Origin of the sequence: Mesorhizobium sp. B2-5-13 (genome assembly GCF_006440535.1) — a bacterium.
Taxonomy (GTDB): Bacteria; Pseudomonadota; Alphaproteobacteria; order Rhizobiales; family Rhizobiaceae; genus Mesorhizobium; species Mesorhizobium salmacidum.
In genome coordinates this window covers 127865-150420 of sequence record NZ_VFUI01000003.1, presented here as the reverse complement: position 1 = coordinate 150420, position 22556 = coordinate 127865, and the positions used below count along the sequence as shown (strand labels likewise).

Annotated in this window: 16 protein-coding genes; 15 read left to right on the top strand and 1 reads right to left on the bottom strand. The window is 64.1% G+C overall.

Going from position 1 to position 22556, the window contains the following annotated elements; translation table 11 throughout:
- Positions 1-53: 53 nt before the first annotated feature.
- The 7 genes from FJ434_RS06835 (at position 54) to FJ434_RS06805 (ending at position 8845) form a co-directional block, all read left to right on the top strand.
- A complete protein-coding gene (locus FJ434_RS06835) occupies positions 54-1148 on the top strand; it encodes an ABC transporter ATP-binding protein (RefSeq protein WP_140712684.1) in 1095 nt (364 codons plus the stop codon).
- Entirely contained in the window at positions 1148-2068 is a 921-nt protein-coding gene (locus tag FJ434_RS06830) for an ABC transporter permease (RefSeq protein ID WP_140504104.1), read from the top strand. The genes FJ434_RS06835 and FJ434_RS06830 overlap by 1 nt, the downstream gene beginning before the upstream one ends.
- Complete coding sequence (locus FJ434_RS06825; protein ID WP_140745472.1) at positions 2061-2861, top strand: ABC transporter permease; 801 nt, start codon at positions 2061-2063, stop codon at positions 2859-2861. Before FJ434_RS06830 ends, FJ434_RS06825 begins: the two co-directional genes overlap by 8 nt.
- Before the next feature lie 23 nt (positions 2862-2884).
- Positions 2885-3919, top strand: coding sequence for an extracellular solute-binding protein (locus tag FJ434_RS06820; protein WP_140504100.1), 1035 nt, complete (start codon positions 2885-2887; stop codon positions 3917-3919).
- 64 nt (positions 3920-3983) lie between these two features.
- Positions 3984-5180, top strand: coding sequence for a serine hydrolase (locus tag FJ434_RS06815; protein ID WP_140745474.1), 1197 nt, complete (start codon positions 3984-3986; stop codon positions 5178-5180).
- Between the two features lie 32 nt (positions 5181-5212).
- On the top strand, positions 5213-6394 hold the full coding sequence (locus FJ434_RS06810) for a serine hydrolase (RefSeq protein ID WP_140745476.1): 1182 nt from the start codon (positions 5213-5215) through the stop codon (positions 6392-6394).
- Between the two features lie 126 nt (positions 6395-6520).
- The gene (locus FJ434_RS06805; protein ID WP_140504095.1) at positions 6521-8845 is read left to right on the top strand and encodes a Tex family protein; all 2325 of its coding nucleotides are present in this window, start codon (positions 6521-6523) and stop codon (positions 8843-8845) included.
- Here FJ434_RS06805 and FJ434_RS06800 read toward each other — a convergent pair whose 3' ends face one another.
- The gene (locus FJ434_RS06800; RefSeq protein ID WP_140504094.1) at positions 8846-9757 is read right to left on the bottom strand and encodes a LysR family transcriptional regulator; all 912 of its coding nucleotides are present in this window, start codon (positions 9755-9757) and stop codon (positions 8846-8848) included. It lies immediately after the preceding gene.
- Between the two features lie 99 nt (positions 9758-9856).
- Between FJ434_RS06800 and FJ434_RS06795 the strand changes: the two genes are divergently transcribed.
- The 8 genes from FJ434_RS06795 (at position 9857) to FJ434_RS06760 (ending at position 22548) form a co-directional block, all read left to right on the top strand.
- Positions 9857-11053 (top strand): acyl-CoA dehydrogenase, encoded by a 1197-nt coding sequence (locus FJ434_RS06795; RefSeq protein ID WP_140504092.1) that lies wholly within the window; start codon positions 9857-9859, stop codon positions 11051-11053.
- Between the two features lie 110 nt (positions 11054-11163).
- Positions 11164-14523: a transglutaminase family protein gene (locus FJ434_RS06790; protein WP_140745478.1), complete on the top strand. Its 3360-nt coding sequence runs from the start codon at positions 11164-11166 to the stop codon at positions 14521-14523.
- A 6-nt stretch (positions 14524-14529) separates the two neighbouring features.
- On the top strand, positions 14530-16941 hold the full coding sequence (locus FJ434_RS06785; RefSeq protein WP_140745481.1) for a circularly permuted type 2 ATP-grasp protein: 2412 nt from the start codon (positions 14530-14532) through the stop codon (positions 16939-16941).
- Positions 16942-16953: 12 nt separating this feature from the next.
- Positions 16954-17838 carry a transglutaminase family protein gene (locus FJ434_RS06780; protein ID WP_140745483.1) on the top strand — a complete coding sequence of 295 codons (885 nt, stop codon included), beginning with the start codon at positions 16954-16956 and terminating at the stop codon, positions 17836-17838.
- A gap of 145 nt (positions 17839-17983) precedes the next feature.
- Positions 17984-19099: a DNA topoisomerase IB gene (locus FJ434_RS06775; RefSeq protein WP_140745485.1), complete on the top strand. Its 1116-nt coding sequence runs from the start codon at positions 17984-17986 to the stop codon at positions 19097-19099.
- Between the two features lie 83 nt (positions 19100-19182).
- Positions 19183-19557 carry a YciI family protein gene (locus FJ434_RS06770; RefSeq protein WP_015315946.1) on the top strand — a complete coding sequence of 125 codons (375 nt, stop codon included), beginning with the start codon at positions 19183-19185 and terminating at the stop codon, positions 19555-19557.
- Positions 19554-20828, top strand: coding sequence for an RNA polymerase sigma factor (locus FJ434_RS06765; protein WP_140504083.1), 1275 nt, complete (start codon positions 19554-19556; stop codon positions 20826-20828). The genes FJ434_RS06770 and FJ434_RS06765 overlap by 4 nt, the downstream gene beginning before the upstream one ends.
- Positions 20829-21033: 205 nt before the next feature.
- The gene (locus FJ434_RS06760; RefSeq protein WP_140504081.1) at positions 21034-22548 is read left to right on the top strand and encodes an aldehyde dehydrogenase family protein; all 1515 of its coding nucleotides are present in this window, start codon (positions 21034-21036) and stop codon (positions 22546-22548) included.
- The last annotated feature ends 8 nt before the right edge of the window (positions 22549-22556 follow it).

The window sequence follows — 22556 nt, the reverse complement described above, 5'->3', positions numbered from 1 at the left end:
CAACAGGGGACAAGCTCCGCCAGCAAGAGCGGGGTCAACAGTGAGGCGTAATCGTGCCGGACAAACCGGATCGGAATGCGATTGAGGTAGTAAACGTCAGCAAAATTTTCGGATCGGGTGAGGGGCAGGTCGCTGCCCTCGACAAGGTTTCGGTGTCCATCCGCGAGAACGAGTTCTTCACGCTGCTGGGACCATCCGGCTGCGGCAAGACCACCTTGCTGCGGCTGATCGCCGGCTTCGACTTTCCAACCGCCGGCGAGATCCTGCTCTACGGCCAGGACATCGCGCCATTGCCGCCCTTCAAGCGGCCGGTCAACACCGTTTTCCAGTCCTACGCGCTGTTCCCGCACATGACGGTCGCCGACAATATCGGCTTTGGCCTGGAAATGCTGGGCAAGCCGAAGGCCGAGATCAAGGCGCGCGTCACCGAGATGCTGAAGCTGGTCAAGATGGAAGCGCTGGCCGGCCGCCGCACCGGCCAGATTTCGGGCGGCCAGCAGCAGCGCGTGGCGCTGGCAAGGGCATTGGCGCCGCAGCCGAAAGTGCTGTTGCTCGACGAACCGCTCTCGGCGCTCGACTACAAGCTGCGCAAGGAGATGCAGATCGAGTTGAAGCGGCTGCAGAACGAAACCGGCATCACCTTCATCTTCGTCACTCATGACCAGGAAGAAGCGCTGACGATGTCGGACCGCATCGCGGTGATGTCGTCGGGCAAGATCCTGCAGGTCGGCTCGCCCTGGGACATCTACGACAAGCCGGCGGAACGCTTCGTGGCCGACTTCATCGGCGAAACCAATTTCCTCACCGCCGCCATTTCAGGCGCCGGCAATGGCAAAGCGCGCGCGACACTCAAATCCGGTGCGGTCATCGATGCCACCGTCGCCGAAGGCTTCCAGCCGAAGGAAAACGCCACCGTGGTGGTGAGGCCCGAGCATGCCAAGTTGTCGAAGGACAAGGGCGACCTGTCGGGCACGGTCGAGAACATCGTCTATTTCGGCACCGACACGCATATCCATGTCCATCTCGACAGCGGCGAGGCCTTCACCGTGCGCCAGCAGAACACGCGCAGCGCCGGCTGCGGTTTCGAGCGCGGCGACAAGGTTGGCATCATGATCGGCAACGATGCCGCGCAAGTGCTGAGGGACTGATGGCGACCGCGGAAGAAGTCGCCAAGGCAGCGGAACGGCGCGATGTCCGTGACCGCTGGCTTCTGTCAGCGCCGGCGCTGCTGGTCATTCTGTTTGCCGCGACCGGCCCGCTGCTGATCGTGCTGGTCTATTCGTTCCTCACCCCCGGCGCCTATGGCGACGTGAAATGGCAGTTCTCATCCGACGCCTGGACATCGGTCTTCCTGGAACGCGATATTTTCGACGACACGCTGTCGCTCGCGGCGGCGCATGTCACCATCGTCTGGCGCTCGATCAAGCTTGCGGTGGTGACGACGCTCGCCACTTTGGCGCTCGGTTTCCCGACGGCCTATTTCATGGCGACGCGCAGCGAAAAGACCAGGGATCTCTGGCTGTTCCTGATCACCATCCCGTTCTGGACGAACCTTTTGATCCGCACCTTCGCCGTGCTGCAGATCATCCGCAACGAAGGCATCGTAAACACGATCCTGCTCAAGCTCGGCATCGTCTCGGCGCCGGTCCAGATGCTCTACACCGACACGGCGATCCTGATCGGCATGGCCTATGTCTACCTGCCGCTGATGGTGCTGCCGATCTATGCCAGCATGGAGAAGCTCGACTTCCGGCTTGTCGAGGCTGGCTATGACCTTTACGCGACACGCTTCAAGGTGCTGCGGAAGATCATTTTCCCGCTGGTCAAACCCGGCGTCATCGCCGGCTCGATCCTGGTCTTCATTCCGGCACTGGGCGCCTACGTGACGCCGAGCGTGCTTGGCGGCGGCAAGAACATGATGCTGTCCAACCTGATCGAATTGCAGTTCGGACAGGGCCGCAACTGGCCGCTGGGCTCGGCGCTGTCGATCACGGTGATGATCATAGTCATGGTGGCGCTGCTTGCCTATGTGCGCAATGCCGGCAAGTCGGGGATGCGGCATGGCTAAGAACTTTTCCATCAAGCATCAGACCGGCTTCACAGCGATCGCGGCGACCTGCTTTGTCATCCTCTATCTGCCCATCATCGTGCTGGTCATCTACGCCTTCAACGCGGCGAGCTCGACATCCGAATGGGGTGGCTTTTCGCTGAAATGGTTCCAGTCGGCATACCAGAACACGCAGGTCATCGACGCGACGCTGCGTTCGTTCCAGATCGGCTCCATCGCGGCGGTGCTGTCGACCATCTTCGCCACCATGGCCGCGCTAGCCACCACACGCACGGCGTCCTATCCCGGCCTCACCTTCAAATACGCGGCGATCAACCAGCCGCTGATGGTGCCCGAGATCGTCACCGGCGTGGCGCTGCTGATCTTCTTCTCGCGCATCAAGATCTTCACCGGCTATTCCGGTATCGGCTACCTGGTCGCCGCGCATACGGCGTTCTGCATTCCCTTTGCCTACCTGCCGATACGGGCGCGGCTGGAGAATATGGACCTGACGCTGGAACGCGCCGCGGCCGACCTCTACGCCACGCCGTGGAAAACCTTTCGTCGCATCACGCTGCCGCTTTTGTGGCCCGGTATCCTGGCCGGACTGATGCTGGCCTTCGTCATCTCGCTCGATGACGTCGTCATCACCGAGTTCGTCAAATCGGGCGGCCAGGACACGCTGCCCACCTACATGCTCGGCCAGATCCGCCGCGGCATAACGCCCGAGATCAACGCGATATCGACCGCCTTCCTGCTGCTTTCGGTCGCGATCGTCACGTTGTTTTTCTTCGTCAGCAGGAAACGAGACTGAAACCGATAATGGGAGTTAAAACCATGAACTGGAAGACAACAGCGAGCGCCATAGGGTTGGCGCTGCTCGCTTCGACGGGCATCGCCCGCGCCGATGGCGAACTGAACATCTACAATTGGGGCAACTATACCAGCCCCGACGTGATCAAGAAGTTCGAGGCCAAATACAACATCAAGGTGACCATCACCGATTACGATTCCAACGACACCGCGCTGGCCAAGGTCCGCCAGGGCGGCACCGGCTTCGACATCGCGGTGCCTTCGCAGACCTACGTGCCGATCTGGATCAAGGAAGGCCTCGTCCAGGAGACCGACCCTGGCCAGATGGAGAACGCCAAGAACATTGCGCCCGAATGGGCCAATCCTGACTTCGATCCAGGCCGCAAATACACCGTTCCGTGGGCTTGGGGCACGATCGGCGTCGTCGTCAACACCGACGCCTACAAGGGCCCGACCAATAGCTGGGGCATCATCTTCAATACGCCTGACGAGTTGAAGGGCAAGGTCAACGTCGTTCCCGAGATGAATGACGTCATCTTCGCGGCGATCAAGTATCTCGGTGGCCAGCAATGCACCGACGACAAGGCGGTTCTGAAGAAGGTGCGCGATACGCTTGTCGCGGCCAAGCCGAACTGGATCTCGATGGAATACAACACCATCGAGAAGATGGGCGCCGGCGACTTCAAGGCAACCAGCGACTGGAACGGTTCGGCCCTGCGCCAGCGGCTGGCCAACCCTGCCATCCACTTCAACTATCCGAAGGAAGGCTATGGCCTGTGGAGCGACAACGTCGTCGTTCTCAAGGAGGCCAAGAACGTCGAGAACGCCAAGCTGTTCCAGAACTTCATCATGGATCCGGAAAATGCGGCGGGTCTCTCGGCCTTCCACCGCTACGCCAATGCCATCGCCGGTTCGGACAAGTACATGCCGGCCGACATGAAGGACGCGCCGGAAGTCGTCATTCCGGCGGACGCCAAGCCGCTTGGCGAACTGCAGAAGATGTGCGCTCCGGAAATCCAGGACATTTACACCAAGATCTGGACCGAACTGCAGAAATAGTCACAGACACAAGGGCCCGGCGGCACATGCCGCCGGGTCTTTTCTTTTCCGGGAATGGCTCTTTATGGACTCCTATCGCAACAGCGATCCGCGGCCACCGATCATGCAGGGTTCGCCGCCCGCCATGGTGCCCCCCAAGCTCGACTGGGACAGGCCGCCCTGGAACCGCTGGGCTTTCCAGCACATCAGGGAAATTCTGCCGACCGCCGAAGTCTGGCGCGGCAATGGCCATAGGCATCGTCTCGAACGGGCCGAGGTCGATCTCGATGGACTGGCTGTCGAGGACAGCGAGGGCAAGCCTTCGACGCTCGCCGGCTTGCTCGACGAGACCTATACGGACGGCGTCCTGGTGCTCAAGGACGGCAGGATAGCCTATGAGCGCTATTTCAACGGTATGACCGAGCGCACGCTGCACCTGTCGCAGTCGATGGCGAAGTCTGTCACCGGCTCGGTGTTCGGCATATTGGCCGGGCGGGGTCTGATCGATCCGGCGAAACCGGTGACGGACTACCTGCCGGAACTCAACGCGACCGGCTGGGCCGGCGCCAGCGTCCAGCATGTGCTCGACATGACCACCGGCGTGCGGTTCTCAGAGGAATACACCGACCGCTATTCCGACATCGGCCAGGTCGATGTCGCCACCGGCTGGAAGCCGGTACCGCCGGGCAGCAATCCGGATTTTCGCTGGCCCTCGCACATGTTCGAGCTGATCCTGGGCTTGAAAGAGACGGTGCGCCTGCATGGGGCTGCATTCGAATATCGCTCGATCGAGACGGACGTGCTCGCCTTCATCATGGAACGGGTGACGGGCAAGCGGCTGGCGCAGCTGGTTTCCGAGGAACTCTGGCAAAAGCTCGGTGCCGACGAAAGCGCCTGTTTCACCGTCGACAGCGCCGGCTATGCGCTGGCCGATGGCGGCTTCAGCGCGACGCTGCGCGACTACGCCCGCTTTGGCCAGCTGATCCTCGACAATGGCGGCGGCATCGTGCCGGCCGACTGGATCGAGGCGACGCGCACTGGCAAGCATGGTCCGGATTTCTCCCCCAGCCTGCCCGAGGGCAGCTACCGCAACCAGTTCTGGATCGAGGATCCCAGCTCGCGGGCGCTGATGTGCCGGGGCGTGTTTGGACAGTTGATCCATATCGACTGGAACACAGGAATGGTGGTGGTGAAGCTGTCGACCTACCCGGATTTCAGCAACATGGCCTATTCCGTGGCAACGCTGAAGGCCGTGCACGCCATCGCAGCGGCGCTTAGCTGAGCTTCAAGAACAATGGACTGGTAGGAAACGCGATGGCCGGCAAGACCGCGTTCGAGACACGATACGAATTCGGCCGTAACGAGGTGCTGCTCGCCAACTGGCGCGTGGCCCCGTTCAACCGGTGGTCATTCCAGAACCTCGGCGAACTGGTGCCGACGGCACGCGTGGCAGCGGCGCCGGGCGTCATCGAGGCTCCTGTGCGGGACTTGGGCGGCTTGCTCGGGGAAAAGGTCACGGTCGCGAGCGCGCCGGAGACGGTGGCCGAGTTTCTCGTCCGCTCCAGCACCGACGCATTGACGGTGATGAAAGGCGGCAAGATCATTGGCGACTGGTTCGCGCCGCATATGGAGTTCGGCGCGCGCCACATCATCTTCTCGATCAGCAAGTCGGTGACGGCGATCATCGCCGGCATACTGGAAGGCGAGGGGGTGTTCGACCCTGAAGCGCCGGTGACGCGCTACATCCCCGAAGCCGCCGGCTCGGCCTATGGCGATGCAAGCGTGCGTAATGTGCTCGACATGAGCGTCAGCCTCGATTTCGAGGAGGCCTATCTCGATCCGGAAAGCGCCTTCGCCCGCTATCGCCGCGCGACGCTGTGGAACCCCGGCGGCGGCACCGAAAGCCTGCGCGAATTCATCCTGACCCTGCAGCGGCTTGCCGAGCCGCATGGCCAGACCTTCCGCTACCGTTCGCCCAATTCCGACCTGCTCGGCCTTCTCCTGGAACGCGCTTCGGGGCAGCGCTTCTGCGACTTGATGCGCGAAAAACTGTGGCTGCCGCTTGGCGCCGTCAGCGAGGCCTCCGTCGGTGTCGACATGGAAGGCACGGCACGCACCGCAGGCGGCATTTCGGTGACGCCGCGTGACCTGGCGCGCATCGGCGAGATGATGCGGCAAGGCGGCAAGGCCAATGGCCGCCGCATCGTGCCCGAGGCCTGGGTGCGCGACACCACCAGCACCGGCGGCAGCTCGGAAGCCTGGCAGCGCGGTGCCATGCTGCCGCTGTTCCCGAAAGGCCGTTACCGCAACAAATGGTATCAGACCGGTTTCGAAAATGGCGCCTATTGCGGCATCGGAATTCATGGGCAATGGCTTTATGTCGACCCCAGGACCGAAGTGGTCATTGCCAAGATGTCGTCGCAGCCGGAGCCGGTCGACGATGCACTGGACCTCGAAATCGTTGCCTTTTTCGAAGTGCTGAGCCGCATGGTCTGACCAGCCCGGACAATCCAATCGCCCGCGCTTTCCTGTGGACCTCCGCCGCCATTGAAAACGCGGTGGTTGGCGGACCTGATCTCTGCGCCTATGGTCGCCGCTCTTTTCGACGAGAGTGGGAACGACATGGCATCCGACATCAAGCGCATCGCAGCCATCATCGCAGCCGAAATCAAGGCGCGGCCCGAACAGGCGGCCGCGGCGATCGGACTGCTCGATGAGGGGGCGACGGTGCCATTCGTGGCACGCTACCGCAAGGAGGTGACCGGCGGGCTGGACGACACGCAGCTGCGCGACCTTGCCGAGCGTCTCGTCTATCTGCGCGAACTCGACGCCCGCCGTGACACCATCCTGGGTTCGATCCGCGAGCAGGGCAAGCTTACGCCAGACCTCGAAGCGAAGATCGGGGCGGTGGCCACCAAGGCGGAACTCGAAGACATCTACCTACCCTACAAGCCGAAGCGCCGCACCAAGGCCGAGATCGCCAGGGAGCGCGGGCTGGGGCCGCTCGCCGAAGCCATTCTCAACGACCGCTCGTTGGTGCCCGCGGAAGTCGCGCTCGCCTATGTCACCGAAGAGGTGGCCGACACCAAGGCGGCGCTCGATGGCGCGCGCGACATCCTGTCGGAGCAGTTCGCGGAAAATGCCGATCTGGTCGGCAAGCTGCGTGGCTACATGAAGGAGCGCGCCTTCCTGCGCGCCAGGGTGGTCGACGGCAAGCAGGAGGCCGGCGCGAAATTCTCGGACTATTTCGACCATGTCGAGCGTTGGTCCACGGCGCCAAGCCACCGCGCGCTGGCCATGCTGCGCGGCCGCAATGAAGAGGTGCTGTCGCTCGATATCGAGGTCGACGCCGACGATGTCTCACCGGTGAAGCCGGTCGAGCGGATGATCGCCAATGCCTACGCCATCGGCGCCAGCCTGCCGGGCGACCGCTGGCTGATGGAGGTCGCCGGCTGGACCTGGCGGATAAAACTGTCGTTGCACCTGACGCTCGATCTGATGCGCGACCTGCGCGAGCGGGCCGAGGAAGAGGCGATCCATGTCTTTGCCCGCAACCTGAAGGATTTGCTGCTCGCGGCTCCCGCCGGCTCGCGGCCGACGATGGGGCTCGATCCCGGCATCCGCACCGGCGTGAAGGTTGCGGTGGTCGACGGCACCGGCAAGCTGCTGGCGACGACGACGGTCTATCCGTTCCCGCCGCGGAACGATGTGCGCGGCACGCAGGCCGAGCTTGCCGCGCTGATCCGCCAGCACAAGGTCGAGCTGATCTCGATCGGCAACGGCACCGGTAGCCGCGAAACGGAGAAGCTGGTGGCGGACATGCTGTCGGACATGCCAGCGGGTTCAGGCCCGAAGCCGCTCAAGGTTATCGTCAGCGAGGCGGGTGCCTCGGTCTATTCGGCCTCGGCGACGGCGGCGGCGGAATTTCCCGGCCTTGACGTGTCGCTGCGCGGCGCGGTGTCGATCGCGCGGCGCCTGCAGGATCCGCTAGCCGAATTGGTCAAGATCGAGCCGAAATCCATCGGTGTCGGTCAGTATCAGCACGATGTCGACCAATACCGGCTCGGCCGTTCGCTGGAGGCTGTCGTCGAGGACGCCGTCAACGCGGTCGGTGTCGACCTCAATACCGCCTCGGCGCCCTTGCTGGCGCGCGTTTCGGGCCTCGGGGCGTCGCTTGCCGAGGCGATCGTCGCGCATCGCGATGCGACCGGCCCGTTCGCCAGCCGCAAGGACCTGCTGAAGGTGGCGCGGCTTGGGCCGCGCGCGTTCGAACAGTCCGCCGGCTTCCTGCGCATTGCCAATGGCAGTGAGCCGCTCGATGCCTCGTCGGTGCATCCGGAAGCCTATGGGGTGGCCAAGAAGATCGTCGCCGCCTGCGGCCGCGATGTGCGTTCGCTGATGGGCGACAGCGCCGCGCTGAAGGCGCTCGACCCGCGCGTCTTCGTCGACGAGCGTTTCGGCCTGCCGACGGTGCGCGATATTCTTGCCGAGCTGGAAAAGCCCGGCCGCGACCCGCGCCCCGGCTTCAAGACCGCGACCTTCGCCGATGGCATCGACGACATCAAGGATTTGAAGCCCGGCATGCTGCTGGAAGGCACCGTTACCAACGTGGCGGCGTTTGGCGCCTTCGTCGATATTGGCGTCCACCAGGACGGGCTGGTGCATGTCTCGCAACTGGCCGACCGTTTTATCAAGGACGCGCATGAGGTGGTCAAGGCCGGCGACGTGGTGAAGGTGCGCGTCGTCGATGTCGACATCAAGCGCAAGCGCATCGCGCTCTCTATGCGTAGGGATGCCGGTGAGGGCGGCGCGCCGAGGAGCGGGCCGCGCGACAATGGCGGCGGCAGGCCGGCGCCACGCTCGCCGGCGCCGCAGCGCCAGCCCGAGCGGCCGGCACAGCAAGGTGCGTTCGGCGCTGCGCTGGCGGACGCACTGAAGCGGAAATAGCTACCACGCCAGAACAGCCGGCTCCTTCTCGAGCTGGCCTAGCAGCCAATCTCGAAAGCTGGCAACCGGTGGATAGCCGCGCTTGTCGTGGGGAATGACGAGGTAATAGGCGCTGCGGCTTTGCATCGGCTGGCCGGGTGCTGGCACAAGCTGGCCGCGCTGTAATTCGCCAGCGATGAGGAGCAGCGGCAACAGCGCCACGCCGAGCCCCGCCATGCAAGCCTGGGCGGCGGTGCCGAACTGCTCGAACTGCATGCCCGGCCCGGTCGGCGCGCTCAGTCCCTGATGCTCGAACCATTCCGTCCAGGCGCCGGGGCGCGTCGTCATGTGCAGCAGCGGCAAACGACCGATGTCGGCCGGCGTGGCGATGGCGCGGCCGGCGAGGAACTCGGGCGACACCACCGGTGCCACCGTCTCACGCACCAGCAGTGTCGAGTCGGCGTCCGGCCAGTCCGGCAGGCCGTAGTGGATGGCTGCATCCAACCTCTCCCTGGCGAAGTCGAACCGGCCGACGCGCGTGACGAAGTTGATGGTGATGTCGGGATTGCTTTCGACGAAATTGGGTATCATCGGCATCAGCCAGCGCGTGCCGAAGGTCGGCAATATGGCCAGGTTCAGGATGCCGCTATGCCGATTGCTCATCAATCCAAGCGCTGCGTCGCGCAATTGGCCAAGCGCCGAACGTACCGCCTCGGCGTAGATTTCGCCTGCCGTCGACAGGCGGACGTTGCGGCTGTCGCGCTCGAACAATCGGCGGCCGAACTGATCTTCCAGCAAGCTGATCTGCCGGCTGACGGCGCCCTGGGTTAGATCCAGTTCCTGGGCGGCAGCGGTGAAACTGCCAAGCCGGGCCACCGCCTCGAAGGCGGCAAGGGCGCTGATGTTGGGTAAAAGGCGACGCTGGACACTCATGATCCATTCCTAACGCTCATTGATCGGTGAAGCAATTTCGTTTGATTTTTTCAGGCCACGGGCCGATAAGCCGGGCTTCACCCTTCTGAGGATCAAGCCATGGCCGCCGACAAGAATGCATTCGTCTGGGAAGACCCGTTCCTGATCGAGGGCCAGCTTTCGGAAGACGAACGCATGGTGCGCGACGGCGCGGCGGCCTTTGCCGCCGACAAGCTCGCGCCGCGCATCGAGGAGGCGTATCTCAACGAGACTTTCGACACGGCTATCTTCCGCGAGATGGGCGAGGCTGGCCTGCTCGGCATCAACATCCCGGAGGAGTTCGGTGGCCTCGGCGCCAACTATGTGACCTACGGGCTGGTGGCACGGGAAGTCGAACGCGTCGATTCCGGCTATCGCTCGATGATGTCGGTGCAGTCATCGCTGGTGATGTATCCGATTTACGCCTATGGCTCGGATGAACAACGCAAGAAGTACCTGCCGAAGCTCGCCAGCGGCGAATGGATCGGCTGCTTCGGCCTGACCGAGCCGGATGCCGGCTCCGACCCCGGCGGCATGAAGACGCGCGCGGAAAAGACCGCCAGCGGCTATAAGCTGACCGGCTCCAAGATGTGGATTTCCAATGCGCCGGTCGCCGACGTGTTCGTCGTCTGGGCGAAGTTGAAGGGCGAGAACGGCAAGGACGAGATCCGCGGTTTCGTGCTGGAAAAAGGCATGAAGGGGCTGTCGGCGCCGAAGATTGGGGGCAAGCTGTCGCTGCGGGCGTCGATCACCGGTGAAGTGGTGATGGAAGGCGTCGAGGTCGGCGAGGAAGCATTGCTGCCCAACGCCAAGGGGCTCGGCGGACCGTTCGGTTGCCTCAACCGGGCCCGCTACGGCATTTCCTGGGGCTCGATGGGCGCGGCGGAAGATTGCTGGCATCGCGCTCGCCAGTATGGCCTCGACCGCAAGCAGTTCGGCAAGCCGCTGGCTGGCACGCAGCTCTACCAGAAGAAGCTCGCCGATATGCAGACCGAGATCGCTTTGGGGCTGCAGGCTTCGTTGCGCGTCGGGCGTCTGCTCGATGAAGGCAAAATGGCGCCGGAAATGATCTCGATCGTCAAGCGCAACAATTGCGGCAAGGCGCTCGACATCGCCCGCCAGGCCCGCGACATGCATGGCGGCAACGGTATCCAGATCGGCTACCACGTCATGCGCCACGCGCAGAATTTGGAGACCGTCAACACCTATGAGGGCACGCATGACGTGCACGCGCTGATCCTGGGACGGGCGCAGACGGGGATACAGGCGTTCTTCTGACCGTTCGATAGCCGTTTAATTTAGGTGCACCGCAACATCCGCTTGGAGAATGGCGGCCGGATGTGTCAGGGTTCAGCGAAATCGTTTGAAACGCTGAATTCCGGGGCCCCATGGCAATTCTGGCAGCCGTCTACCACCTGACCCACTACAAATACGACCGGCCGGTGGTTCTGGGTCCCCAGGTGATCAGGCTTCAGCCAGCACCGCATTCCCGCACCAAGGTGTTGAGCCATTCGCTCAAGGTCGAGCCGGCGAACCACTTCGTCAATCTGCAGCAAGACCCCTACGGCAACTTCCTCGCCCGTTTTGTCTTTCCCGAGCCGGTGACGGAGCTGAAGATCGAGGTCGATCTCGTCGCCGACATGACGGTCTACAATCCGTTCGACTTCTTCGTCGAACCGTCGGCGGAGGCGTTCCCGTTCGATTATCCCGAGGAAATCAGGGCTGATCTGGCCATCTACCGGGCACCGGAGCCGGCGGGGCCGCTTCTCTCGGCTTTCCTGGAAACTGTCGACCGCAGCGCGCCGAACACGGTCAATTTCCTCGTCGACCTCAATGCGCGCCTGCAGCGCGAGATCGCCTACATCGTGCGCATGGAGACCGGCGTCTTCTCACCGGAGGAAACGCTGGCGGCGGCCAAGGGCTCCTGCCGGGATTCGAGTTGGCTTCTGGTGCAGATCCTGCGCAATCTCGGCGTCGCCGCGCGCTTCGTCTCGGGCTATCTGATCCAGCTCAAGCCCGACCTGGTCGCGCTGGACGGGCCGGCCGGCACATCAGTCGATTTCACCGACCTGCATGCCTGGTGCGAGGTCTATCTTCCCGGTGCCGGCTGGATCGGTTTCGACCCGACTTCCGGCCTGCTCACCGGCGAGAGCCATGTGCCGCTGGCCGCCACGCCGCATTTCCGCAATGCGGCACCCATTTCAGGCATGGCGAGCTTTGCCAATGTCGAGTTCGGCTTCGAGATGCGGGTCGATCGCATCGCCGAACATCCGCGCATCACCAAGCCGTTCTCGGATGAAAGCTGGCAGGCGCTCGACGCGCTCGGCAACAAGGTCGATGCCGCGCTCGCGGCCGGGGATGTGCGGCTGACCATGGGCGGCGAACCGACCTTCGTGTCGATCGACGATTTCGAGGCCGCCGAGTGGAACACCGCCGCCGTCGGGCCGAGCAAGCGTGAAAAAGCCGACGCGCTGATCAGAAAACTGCGCGAGCGCTTCGCGCCCGGCGGCTTTCTCCACTACGGCCAAGGCAAATGGTATCCCGGTGAAAGCCTGCCGCGCTGGACCTTCTCACTCTTTTGGCGCGCCGACGGCGAGCCGGTGTGGAGCGATCCGTCGCTGATCGCGCCGGAGAAAAGCTCGGCTGATGTCGGGCCGAAACAGGCCGAAAGCCTGCTGACGGCGATCGCCGGCGAGCTCGGCATCGACACGTCCATGGTCAGTGAAGCCTATGAGGATCCGGCCGAATGGCTGCTCAAGGAAGGCAAGCTGCCCGAGAATGTCGACCCGTCCAACTCCAAGCTGGAAAACCCCGAGGAACGCAGCCGCATGGCGCGCGTCTTCGAGCGCGGGCTGACCAAGCCGTCCGGCTATGTGCTGCCAGTGCAGCGCTGGAACAGCCAGGCGTCCGATCCGCGCTGGCGTTCGGAGAGGTGGACGACGCGGCGCGGCCGGCTGTTCCTGGTGCCGGGCGATTCCCCGGTCGGCTACCGCTTGCCGCTGGGAACGCTTCCTCATGTGCCGCCCGCGCAGTTCCCCTACATCGTGCCTGTCGATCCGTCGCTGCCGCGTGGCCCGCTGCCCGTGCGGGAAGCAATCTTGCCTGCGGCGGCTCCGGCCGAACTGGAAGGTGCCGACGAAATGGCCCGCCGCCAGCAGGCGGTGTCGTTCACGGCGGCGACCGGCCAGCAGGAGCGGGTCGAGCAGGAGATCACCGAGATCGGCGGCGCGGTGCGCACGGCACTTTCGGTCGAACCGCGTGACGGCAGGCTGTGCGTTTTCATGCCGCCGGTCGAGGCGCTGGAAGACTATCTCGAACTCGTCGCCGCTGCCGAGAACGCGGCAAAGGCGATTGGCCTTCCCGTGCATATCGAGGGCTACGGCCCGCCGCAGGACCCGCGCCTCAACGTCATCCGCGTGGCACCCGACCCCGGCGTCATCGAAGTCAACATCCATCCCGCCTCGAATTGGCAGGATTGCGTGGCGACGACGACGGCGATCTATGACGAGGCGCGGCAGACGCGGCTTGGCGCCGACAAGTTCATGATCGATGGCCGCCACACCGGTACCGGCGGCGGCAACCATGTCGTGGTCGGTGGCGCCACGCCCAATGACAGTCCGTTCCTGCGCCGGCCCGACCTGCTGAAGAGCCTGGTGCTGCAATGGCAACGGCGTCCCTCGTTGTCCTATCTGTTCTCCGGCCTGTTCATCGGGCCGACCAGCCAGGCGCCACGTTTCGATGAGGCGCGGCACGATTCGCTCTATGAGCTCGAGATCGCCATGGCGCAGGTGCCGCATCCCGACCAGGGGGCCGCACCCTTGCCATGGCTGGTCGACCGCCTGTTCCGCAATCTGTTGACCGACGTCACCGGCAATACGCATCGCTCGGAAATCTGCATCGACAAGCTGTTCTCGCCCGATGGACCGACCGGTCGGCTTGGCCTTGTCGAATTCCGTGGATTCGAGATGCCACCCAATGCGCGCATGTCTCTGGCGCAGCAATTGCTGGTGCGGGCCATCATCGCACGCGCCTGGAAGGACCCGCTCGACGGACGCTTCGTGCGCTGGGGCACTTCGCTGCATGACCGCTTCATGCTGCCGCACTATGTCTGGGCGGACTTTCTCGATGTGCTCGACGACCTCAAGCTCAATGGTTTCGAGTTCCGGCCCGAATGGTTCGACGCCCAGCTCGAATTCCGCTTTCCCTTCTGCGGCGAAGTCCAGCATGCGGGCATCAAGCTGGAGCTCAGGCAAGCGCTGGAGCCATGGCATGTCATGGGCGAGCAGGGCGCGATCGGCGGCACGGTGCGTTTCGTCGATTCCTCGGTCGAACGGCTGCAGGTCAAGACCGAAGGTCTCAATCCGGAGCGCCATGCGATCGTCTGCAACGGCCGCATCGTGCCGATGAGGGCTACCGACAACCGCGAGGTCGCGGTAGCGGGCGTGCGCTTCAAAGCCTGGCAGCCGGCTTCGGGCCTGCATCCGGCACTGCCGGTCAACACGCCGCTGGTGTTCGACATCTACGACCGCTGGTCGGGCAGGGCGGTCGGCGGCTGCGTCTACCATGTCGCCCATCCCGGCGGGCGCAACTACGACACCTTCCCGGTCAATGGCAACGAGGCCGAGGCAAGGCGGCTCGCCCGCTTCGAACCGCGCGGCCATACCCCGTCCGGCTATGTGTTGCGTGAAGAACAGCCGGGGGAAGATTTCCCGATGACCCTTGACCTCAGGCGTCCGCCAAGACTGTGATCTGACATGGCAAAGGGGAATCACAAAAGGGTGCGCGGCAAGCCGCAGGCCCATAGCCTGCTGGAGCACTACCAGCCGATTGACGGCGTCGTCGACGAGATGGTCGACGCGTCGGGCAATCCCCGCCCGGTCTGGAAGGATTTTGTCGAAGCGCTGGACGAACTCGGGGCCGAAAAGCTCGGCCAGCGCTTCGCCCGCGCCGACCAGTATCTGCGCGATGCGGGTGTTTACTACCGCGTCTATGACAAGGCGGGCGCCAACGAGCGCGAATGGCCGCTGGCGCATATTCCCGTGCTCATCGAGGATAGCGAGTGGCAGGCGATCAGCGCCGGCCTGGTGCAGCGCGCCGACCTGCTCGAGGAAATTGTCGCCGATATCCATGGACAGAACCGACTGGTCGAAAACGGCATCCTGCCGGCAGGGCTGATCGCGGCGAGCCCTGAATATTTGCGGCCCGTGGTCGGCACCAGGCCGGCCGGAGGGCATTTCCTGCACTTCTGCGCCTTCGAGCTCGGCCGCGGGCCCGATGGCCGCTGGTGGGTGCTTGGCGACCGCACCCAGGCGCCTTCGGGCGCCGGCTTCGCGCTGGAGAACCGGGTCGCCACCACGCGCGCACTGTCAGACATCTATGGCGAGATGCATGTGCACCGGCTCGCCGGCTTCTTCCGTCGCTTCCGCGATGCGCTGATCGGAATGGCAAAGGAGAGCGACGGCCGCGTCGCCATCCTCACGCCGGGGCCGCTCAACGAAACCTACTATGAACACGCCTATATCGCCCGCTACCTCGGCATCATGCTGCTCGAAGGCGAGGATCTGACTGTTTCCGGCGGCAGGCTCATGGTGCGCACCGTGTCGGGCCTGATGCCGATCAGCGTGCTGTGGCGGCGGCTCGATGCCGCCTTTGCCGATCCTCTCGAACTGCGTCCGGATTCGCAGATCGGCACGCCGGGCCTGGTCGAAGCGATCCGGCAAGGTACGGTGTCCACCGTCAATGCGCTGGGATCGGGCCTGATGGAGACGCGTGCGCTGCTTGCGTTCCTGCCCAAGATCGCGCGCGAATTGTGGGGCGAGGAGCTGCTTTTGCCCAGTGTGGTGACATGGTGGTGCGGGCAGGGGACGGAGCGCGCCCATGTCCTCGCCAATATCGACCGAATGGTGGTCGGCCCGGCGCTGTCGACAAGACTTGCCTTCGAGGATGACGGACAGACAAAGCTCGGCTCGGCGCTGTCGGTCGGAGAACGGGCGGAACTGGTGGCGCGCATCGAACGCGATGGCGAGGCCTTCGTCGGCCAGGAAGCGGTGACACTTTCGACGACACCCGTCTATGTCGGCGGCTGGCTGGAACCCCGGCCGGCGAGCTTGCGCGTCTATCTGGCGCGCACGCCCGAGGGATGGACGGTGATGCCGGGCGGTTTCGCCCGCGTCGGCCTGTCGCTCGACCCGACGGCGATCGCCATGCAGCGCGGCGGCCAGGCGGCTGATGTCTGGGTGGTCAGCGACAGACCAGTCGAGCGCGAGACGCTGCTGCCGCAGGAGGGCGACAGCTTCAACCGCACCAGGCCAGGTAGCCTGCCCAGCCGCGCGGCGGAAAACCTGACCTGGCTCGGCCGCTACATCGAACGCTCGGAAGACACCGTGCGCATCCTGCGCGCCTATCATGTGCGGCTCGCCGAAACGTCCGATCCCGACATGCCTCTGCTGGCAGATATCAGGGACTATCTCGAGCCGTTCGGCATCGATGTCGAAACGGCGATCCCGCCAGGGCTGATCGGCATGCTCGACAGCGCTGTCTACAGCGCCGGCCAGATCCGCGATCGTTTCTCGCCGGATGGCTGGCTGGCGCTCAAGGATTTGTCGAAGACGATCCATCGGTTCGCCACCACCGTGGCGCCCGGCGACGACGCGACGCGGGCCATGACCGTCATTCTGCGCAAGCTTGCCGGATTCTCCGGCCTGCTGCACGAGAACATGTACCGTTTCGCCGGCTGGCGCTTCCTCGAGATCGGCCGGCGGCTGGAGCGTGGCATCCAGATCGCCGGCACGCTGGCCCGACTGACCGGCAGCAAGGCGCCAGATGGCGCGCTGGACATGATGCTGGAGATCGGCGACAGCGTCATGACCCATCGCCGGCAATATCCGGTGCAGGCCGGCCGGCGCACGGTGGTCGATCTCCTGGCGCTCGATCCGCTCAATCCGCGCTCCATCCTGTTCCAGCTGGAAAGGCTGAAGACCGAGATAGGGCTGCTGCCGGCGACCGCCGGCGAGGGGCACATGTCGGCGGCGGCCAAGGAGATCCTGCAGCTCAATACCGCCATCGCCATCAAGGAGCCGGCTGACATGACGACGAAGGCGCTGAACGAACTCGCCAGCGAAATCGGCGGCCTCTACAACAGCCTCGCCAAAGCCTATTTCGGCTAGAAAGCAATGGCCATGCTGTACGACATCCGGCTTCTGCTCCATTACGACTACGCCGCCGCCGCCGGCGGCGGCCGGCATCAGATGCGGGTGCTGCCGCCGACCATTGGCGGCGTGCAGCGCGTCATCGCCGCTTCGCTGTCCTTTGAACCGGCACCCAATGAACGATCCGACTTTACCGATTTTTTCGGCAACAACGTTACCTCGATCGCGTTTCGCGACGCGCATGAAGCGCTCGACATAAGGATGAGCGCGCGCGTTTCGGTGTCGCGGCCCGAGCCTGGGCTCGACGTGTCGCCCGATATCGGCCGACTGAGGCGGGAGCTGGCGGCCGTGCGGTGGCTGGCGCCGGCGTCGCCGCATCACTTCCTGGTGGCAAGCGGCCACGCCGGCATGGATGCGGCGATCACCACCTATGCGCAAGACAGCATCGGTGGCTCGACCGCCGGCACGGCTATGAGCCTCTGCCAGCGCATCCACCATGATTTCACCTATGATGGCGAAGCGACCACGGTGCGGACCCTGGCCAGCGATGCCTTTCGGCTGAGGCGGGGCGTCTGCCAGGATTTCTCGCACATCATGATCGCCGGGCTGCGCGGACTCGGCATTCCGGCCGGCTATGTCAGCGGCTTCCTGCGCACCATTCCGCCCAAGGGCAAGCCGCGGCTGGAAGGTGCGGATGCCATGCATGCCTGGGTCAAGGTCTGGTGCGGGCGTGATGCCGGCTGGCAGGAGTTCGATCCGACCAACGGCATGCGGGCTTCCAACGACCATATCACCGTCGGTTACGGGCGCGACTATTCGGATGTGGCGCCCATCGTCGGCGTGCTGAAGACGACCGGCGGACAGGTCGGGGAGCAGGCTGTCGACGTCATCCCGGTGGTGCTCGAAAAGGCGTAAAAAAGGCGCGCGCCGCCGGCTGTCCTTTCCGCCGACAGATGCAGCGCATTGCCTCGCCGACGCCACCGGATCCTGCTTTCCAGACGGGGTGTGGAACCAGCAGTCAACCCGCAGCTTATCTACGGACATTTTGCGTGGAGCCGTCATGCTGCAGAGAACCGGATCGTCGCGTAGCCGATTGGCTGACTGTGATAGCGTACCCAAGAATCGACCACAGATTTCCGCCCGGGATACCGCGCTGACCTATGTCAGCGATGCCGAGCCCGGCATCCGCCGGCTGAAGGCTGGCAAGGGATTTGCCTACAAGGGACCGGACGGGAGAGCGGTCTCCGATGCCGACAGGGCGCGCATCGCGGCCATCGTCATTCCCCCGGCCTGGACCGATGTCTGGATTTCGCCCGATCCGAATGGGCATATCCAGGCGACCGGGAGGGATCAGCGGGGGCGCAAGCAGTATCGCTATCACCCGCAATGGGCCGAGGAGCGCGACGGTGTCAAATATTCGAGCCTCGTCGCTTTTGCCGAAAGCCTGCCGGACCTTCGGCGCAGAATCGACAGCGACTTGCGCCGTCACGGCCTGCCGCTCGAACGCGTCGTCGCAGCGGTGGTCTGGCTGCTCGACAACACGATGATCCGCGTCGGCAACGCGGCCTATGCACGCGATAACAAGAGCTTCGGCCTGACGACGTTGCGCGATCGGCATGTCGACATCAAGGGATCGAGCCTGCGCTTCGCCTTCAAGGGAAAGTCCGGCAAGGAATGGAGATTGAAGCTGGTGGACCGCCGCATCGCCGGGATCGTTCGGGGCGCGCAGGACCTGCCGGGCCAGAAACTGTTCCAGTATCTCGACGAGAGAGACGACAGACGCCCGGTCCGCTCCGACGACGTCAACCGCTATATCCGGGACGCCGCCGGCGACGCGTTCAGTTCGAAGCATTTCCGCACATGGGGCGGCACCATCCATGCCGCGTCGCTGTTTGCACAGACGGAACTGCCTGAAAGCCAGGCACAGCGAAAGCGTGCGATGAACAACATCATCGACAAAGTGGCCGAACGGCTGGGCAATACGCGCGCGGTCTGCCGCAAATGCTATATCCACCCGCAGGTCTTCGAAGCCTGGAGCGAAGGACGGCTGCTTGCCGAAATGGCGGAAGCCAACAAGCGCAAGCGATCCATAGACGGGCTCGATGAGGAGGAAACGCTCGTGCTGAGATGGTTGAAGACGCAGGAGAGTCGATCGGCGGCAATCAGCGGCCGCTGAATCCGCGGCGTCTCGATTTTTTTATCGACGCCATGTCGGGATCGGCCCTACTGTTTCGTCCTTTGCTACAGAAAGGACCCTCCATGCTCTATGCCATCCTCTGCTACGCCTCCGAAGATGTCGTCTGCTCCTGGAGCAAGGAACAGGACGACAAGGTCATGGCCGACCTGCTCGGTGTCCAGGAGAAGTATGCCAACGCCGGCCGGCTTGGGCCCGTGGCGCGGCTTTTGCCGACAACTGCGGCAACGACGCTGCGGAAAGTGAAAGGCGAATCGCTGGTCATCGACGGGCCGTTCGCCGAAACCAAGGAACAGTTCCTCGGCTTCTATACGCTCGATTGCGCTGACCTCGACGAGGCCGTCGAATTCGCCCGCGAGCTTTCCGAGGTCAACCCGAGCGGCGGTTCCTATGAGATCCGGCCGGTATCGGTGTTCCATCCAACCAGGGTTCCAGCATGACCGAATTCGCCTGGATAAGCTCCGCGATCAGCGCTGCCCGCCCACAAGCGATGGGCGCACTGCTGCGCTATTTCCGCGATCTCGATACCGCGGAGGAAGCTTTCCAGGACGCTTGTCTCAAGGCGCTGAAGAACTGGCCGCAGAACGGGCCGCCACGCGATCCGGCGGCATGGCTGATCTTCGTCGGCCGCAACAGCGGCATCGACGCGGTGCGCAAGCGCGCCAAGCAAGCGCCGATGCCAGAGGAAGACCAGATATCCGATCTGGAAGACGCCGAGAGCGATATCGCGGAGCGGCTGGACGGCGCGCATTACCGCGACGACATCCTGCGGCTGCTGTTCATCTGCTGTCACCCTGATTTGCCCGCAACACAGCAGATCGCAGTGGCGCTGCGCGTCGTCTCCGGCCTCACCGTCAAGCAGATCGCGCGCGCCTTCCTGGTCGGCGAGAGCGCGATGGAGCAGCGCATCACCCGCGCCAAGGCGCGCATCGCGGACGCCGGCGTGCCGTTCGAGACGCCAGGCGCGGTCGAGCGCTCCGAGCGGCTCGCGGCGGTCGCGTCCATGGTCTACCTGATCTTCAACGAGGGCTATTCGACCAACAGCGGCGAGGCGCCGGCCCGCGCGCCTCTGTGCGAGGAAGCGATCCGGCTGGCACGGCTGCTGCTCAGATTGTTCCAGACCGAGCCGGAGATCATGGGGCTGACGGCGCTGCTTCTCCTGCAGCACGCACGCGCACCGGCACGTTTCGACGATGATGGCGAGATCGTGCTGCTCGAGGACCAGGATCGAAGCCTGTGGAGCCGCAAGATGATCGACGAAGGGCTGGCGCTGGTCGACAAGGCCCTGCGCCACCGCAAGCCCGGCCCTTACCAGGTGCAGGCGGCGATCGCGGCGCTCCACGCGCGGGCCGAGAAGGCCGAGGACACGGATTGGGTGGAGATCGACCTGCTTTACGGCCTGCTCGAACAGATGCAGCCGTCGCCGGTCATCACGCTCAACCGTGCGGTCGCGGTGGCCAAGGTGCGCGGACCGGAAGCGGCGCTGGCGATGATCGAGCCGCTCGAGCAGAGACTATCCGGCTATTTCCATTTCTTCGGCCTCAAGGGCGGGCTCTTGATGCAACTCGACCGGGGCGAGGAGGCACGCATTGCCTTCGACCGCGCCATTGCGCTCGCCAACACGGCGGCGGAAGCAGCCCATATCCGCATGCATATCGACCGTCTGATCAAGGACGGCGCCGTGCGCGCGCCGGCGAAAAAGGCAAACTAGACTAAGCGCCCTCTGCCAGTTCTGCTCCAAGGGTCGTCTGGCTCAATCGTGCAGCCTGGGCTTGGACCATGCCGGGGTGGCGATTTTCCCCTGAAACAGGTAATGGCACGCCATGATAGCCCCTTCCAGCCGCAACGGCGCGGGAAGGCATGGCGCAAGACGTTGACCCACGCCACACGAGCGGCGGGATCTGAAAGGGACAAAAATGACGATAGCGAAGGAAACGGCCGAGCTTCTGGCGAAATTGGGCGTGGCCAAGGAGGCGCTTGTCGGCGGCGACCTGATCGTGCGCAGCCCGGTGACGGGTGAGCAGATCGCGGCGCTGAAGACGATCTCGCCAGTCGACGCGGCAAAGACCATTAATGACGCCCACCAGGCATTCCAGTCCTGGCGGCTGGTGCCGGGTCCCAAGCGCGGCGAACTGGTTCGGCTGCTGGGCGAAGAACTGCGCGCGCACAAGACCGAGCTGGGCCGGCTGGTGTCGATCGAGGTTGGCAAGATACCCTCCGAAGGGCTCGGTGAAGTGCAGGAAATGATCGACATCTGCGATTTCGCCGTCGGTCTCTCACGGCAATTGTACGGTCTGACCATCGCCACCGAGCGTCCCGGCCACCGTATGATGGAAACCTGGCATCCGCTCGGCGTCGTTGGTGTCATCTCGGCTTTCAACTTCCCGGTCGCCGTGTGGTCGTGGAACGCAGCGCTGGCGCTGGTCTGCGGCGATGCAGTGGTATGGAAACCTTCCGAGAAGACGCCGCTGACGGCGCTTGCCTGCGAGGCGATCTTCAAGCGCGCGGTCAAGCGCTTCGGCGCGGACGCACCGCAAGGCCTGGCGCCGGTGCTGATCGGCGACCGTGCCGTCGGCGAGATCCTGGTCGATCATCCGAAGGTGCCGCTGGTTTCGGCCACCGGCTCGACCCGCATGGGCCGGGATGTCGGTCCGCGCCTGGCCAAGCGTTTTGCACGAGCGGTGCTGGAACTGGGCGGCAACAATGCCGGCATCGTGTGCCCGACGGCCGATCTCGACATGGCGCTGCGCGCCATCGCCTTCGGGGCCATGGGCACGGCTGGCCAGCGCTGCACGACGCTGCGCCGCCTGTTCGTCCATGACAGCGTCTACGACGCCTTGGTGCCGCGGCTGAAGAAGGCCTATCAGAGCGTTTCGGTCGGCAATCCGCTGGAGACCTCGTCGCTGGTCGGGCCGTTGATCGACAAGGCAGCGTTCGATGCCATGCAGAAGGCCCTGAGCGAAGCGACCGCCCATGGCGGCAAGGTGACCGGCGGGACACGGGTCGAGAATGGCCATCCGGATGCCTATTATGTCCATCCGGCGCTGGTCGAAATGCCAAAGCAGGTTTCGCCAGTAACGGAAGAAACCTTCGCGCCGATCCTCTATGTGATGAAGTATTCGGATTTCGACGCCGTGCTTGACGAGCACAATGCGGTCGGCGCCGGCTTGTCGTCATCGATCTTCACCCGCGACCTGCAGGAATCCGAGCGCTTTCTCGGTGTCGACGGTTCGGATTGCGGCATCGCCAATGTCAATATCGGCACCTCAGGCGCCGAAATCGGCGGTGCCTTCGGCGGCGAGAAAGAAACCGGCGGCGGACGCGAGAGCGGCTCCGATGCATGGAAGGCCTATATGCGCCGCGCCACCAACACGGTGAACTATTCCAAGGCGCTGCCGCTCGCCCAAGGCGTCTCATTCGACATCGATTGAGAACGCCG

Bases quoted from the DNA above. Each gene is read 5' to 3' on its own strand.
- FJ434_RS06820 (WP_140504100.1), top strand. From the start codon at position 2,885: ATGAACTGGAAGACAACAGCGAGCGCCATAGGGTTGGCGCTGCTCGCT.
- FJ434_RS06760 (WP_140504081.1), top strand. From the start codon at position 21,034: ATGACGATAGCGAAGGAAACGGCCGAGCTTCTGGCGAAATTGGGCGTG.
- FJ434_RS06800 (WP_140504094.1), bottom strand. From the start codon at position 9,757: ATGAGTGTCCAGCGTCGCCTTTTACCCAACATCAGCGCCCTTGCCGCC.
- FJ434_RS06825 (WP_140745472.1), top strand. From the start codon at position 2,061: ATGGCTAAGAACTTTTCCATCAAGCATCAGACCGGCTTCACAGCGATC.
- FJ434_RS06775 (WP_140745485.1), top strand. From the start codon at position 17,984: ATGCTGCAGAGAACCGGATCGTCGCGTAGCCGATTGGCTGACTGTGAT.
- FJ434_RS06790 (WP_140745478.1), top strand. From the start codon at position 11,164: ATGGCAATTCTGGCAGCCGTCTACCACCTGACCCACTACAAATACGAC.
- FJ434_RS06810 (WP_140745476.1), top strand. From the start codon at position 5,213: ATGGCCGGCAAGACCGCGTTCGAGACACGATACGAATTCGGCCGTAAC.
- FJ434_RS06785 (WP_140745481.1), top strand. From the start codon at position 14,530: ATGGCAAAGGGGAATCACAAAAGGGTGCGCGGCAAGCCGCAGGCCCAT.
- FJ434_RS06780 (WP_140745483.1), top strand. From the start codon at position 16,954: ATGCTGTACGACATCCGGCTTCTGCTCCATTACGACTACGCCGCCGCC.
- FJ434_RS06765 (WP_140504083.1), top strand. From the start codon at position 19,554: ATGACCGAATTCGCCTGGATAAGCTCCGCGATCAGCGCTGCCCGCCCA.
- FJ434_RS06815 (WP_140745474.1), top strand. From the start codon at position 3,984: ATGGACTCCTATCGCAACAGCGATCCGCGGCCACCGATCATGCAGGGT.
- FJ434_RS06805 (WP_140504095.1), top strand. From the start codon at position 6,521: ATGGCATCCGACATCAAGCGCATCGCAGCCATCATCGCAGCCGAAATC.
- FJ434_RS06830 (WP_140504104.1), top strand. From the start codon at position 1,148: ATGGCGACCGCGGAAGAAGTCGCCAAGGCAGCGGAACGGCGCGATGTC.
- FJ434_RS06795 (WP_140504092.1), top strand. From the start codon at position 9,857: ATGGCCGCCGACAAGAATGCATTCGTCTGGGAAGACCCGTTCCTGATC.
- FJ434_RS06770 (WP_015315946.1), top strand. From the start codon at position 19,183: ATGCTCTATGCCATCCTCTGCTACGCCTCCGAAGATGTCGTCTGCTCC.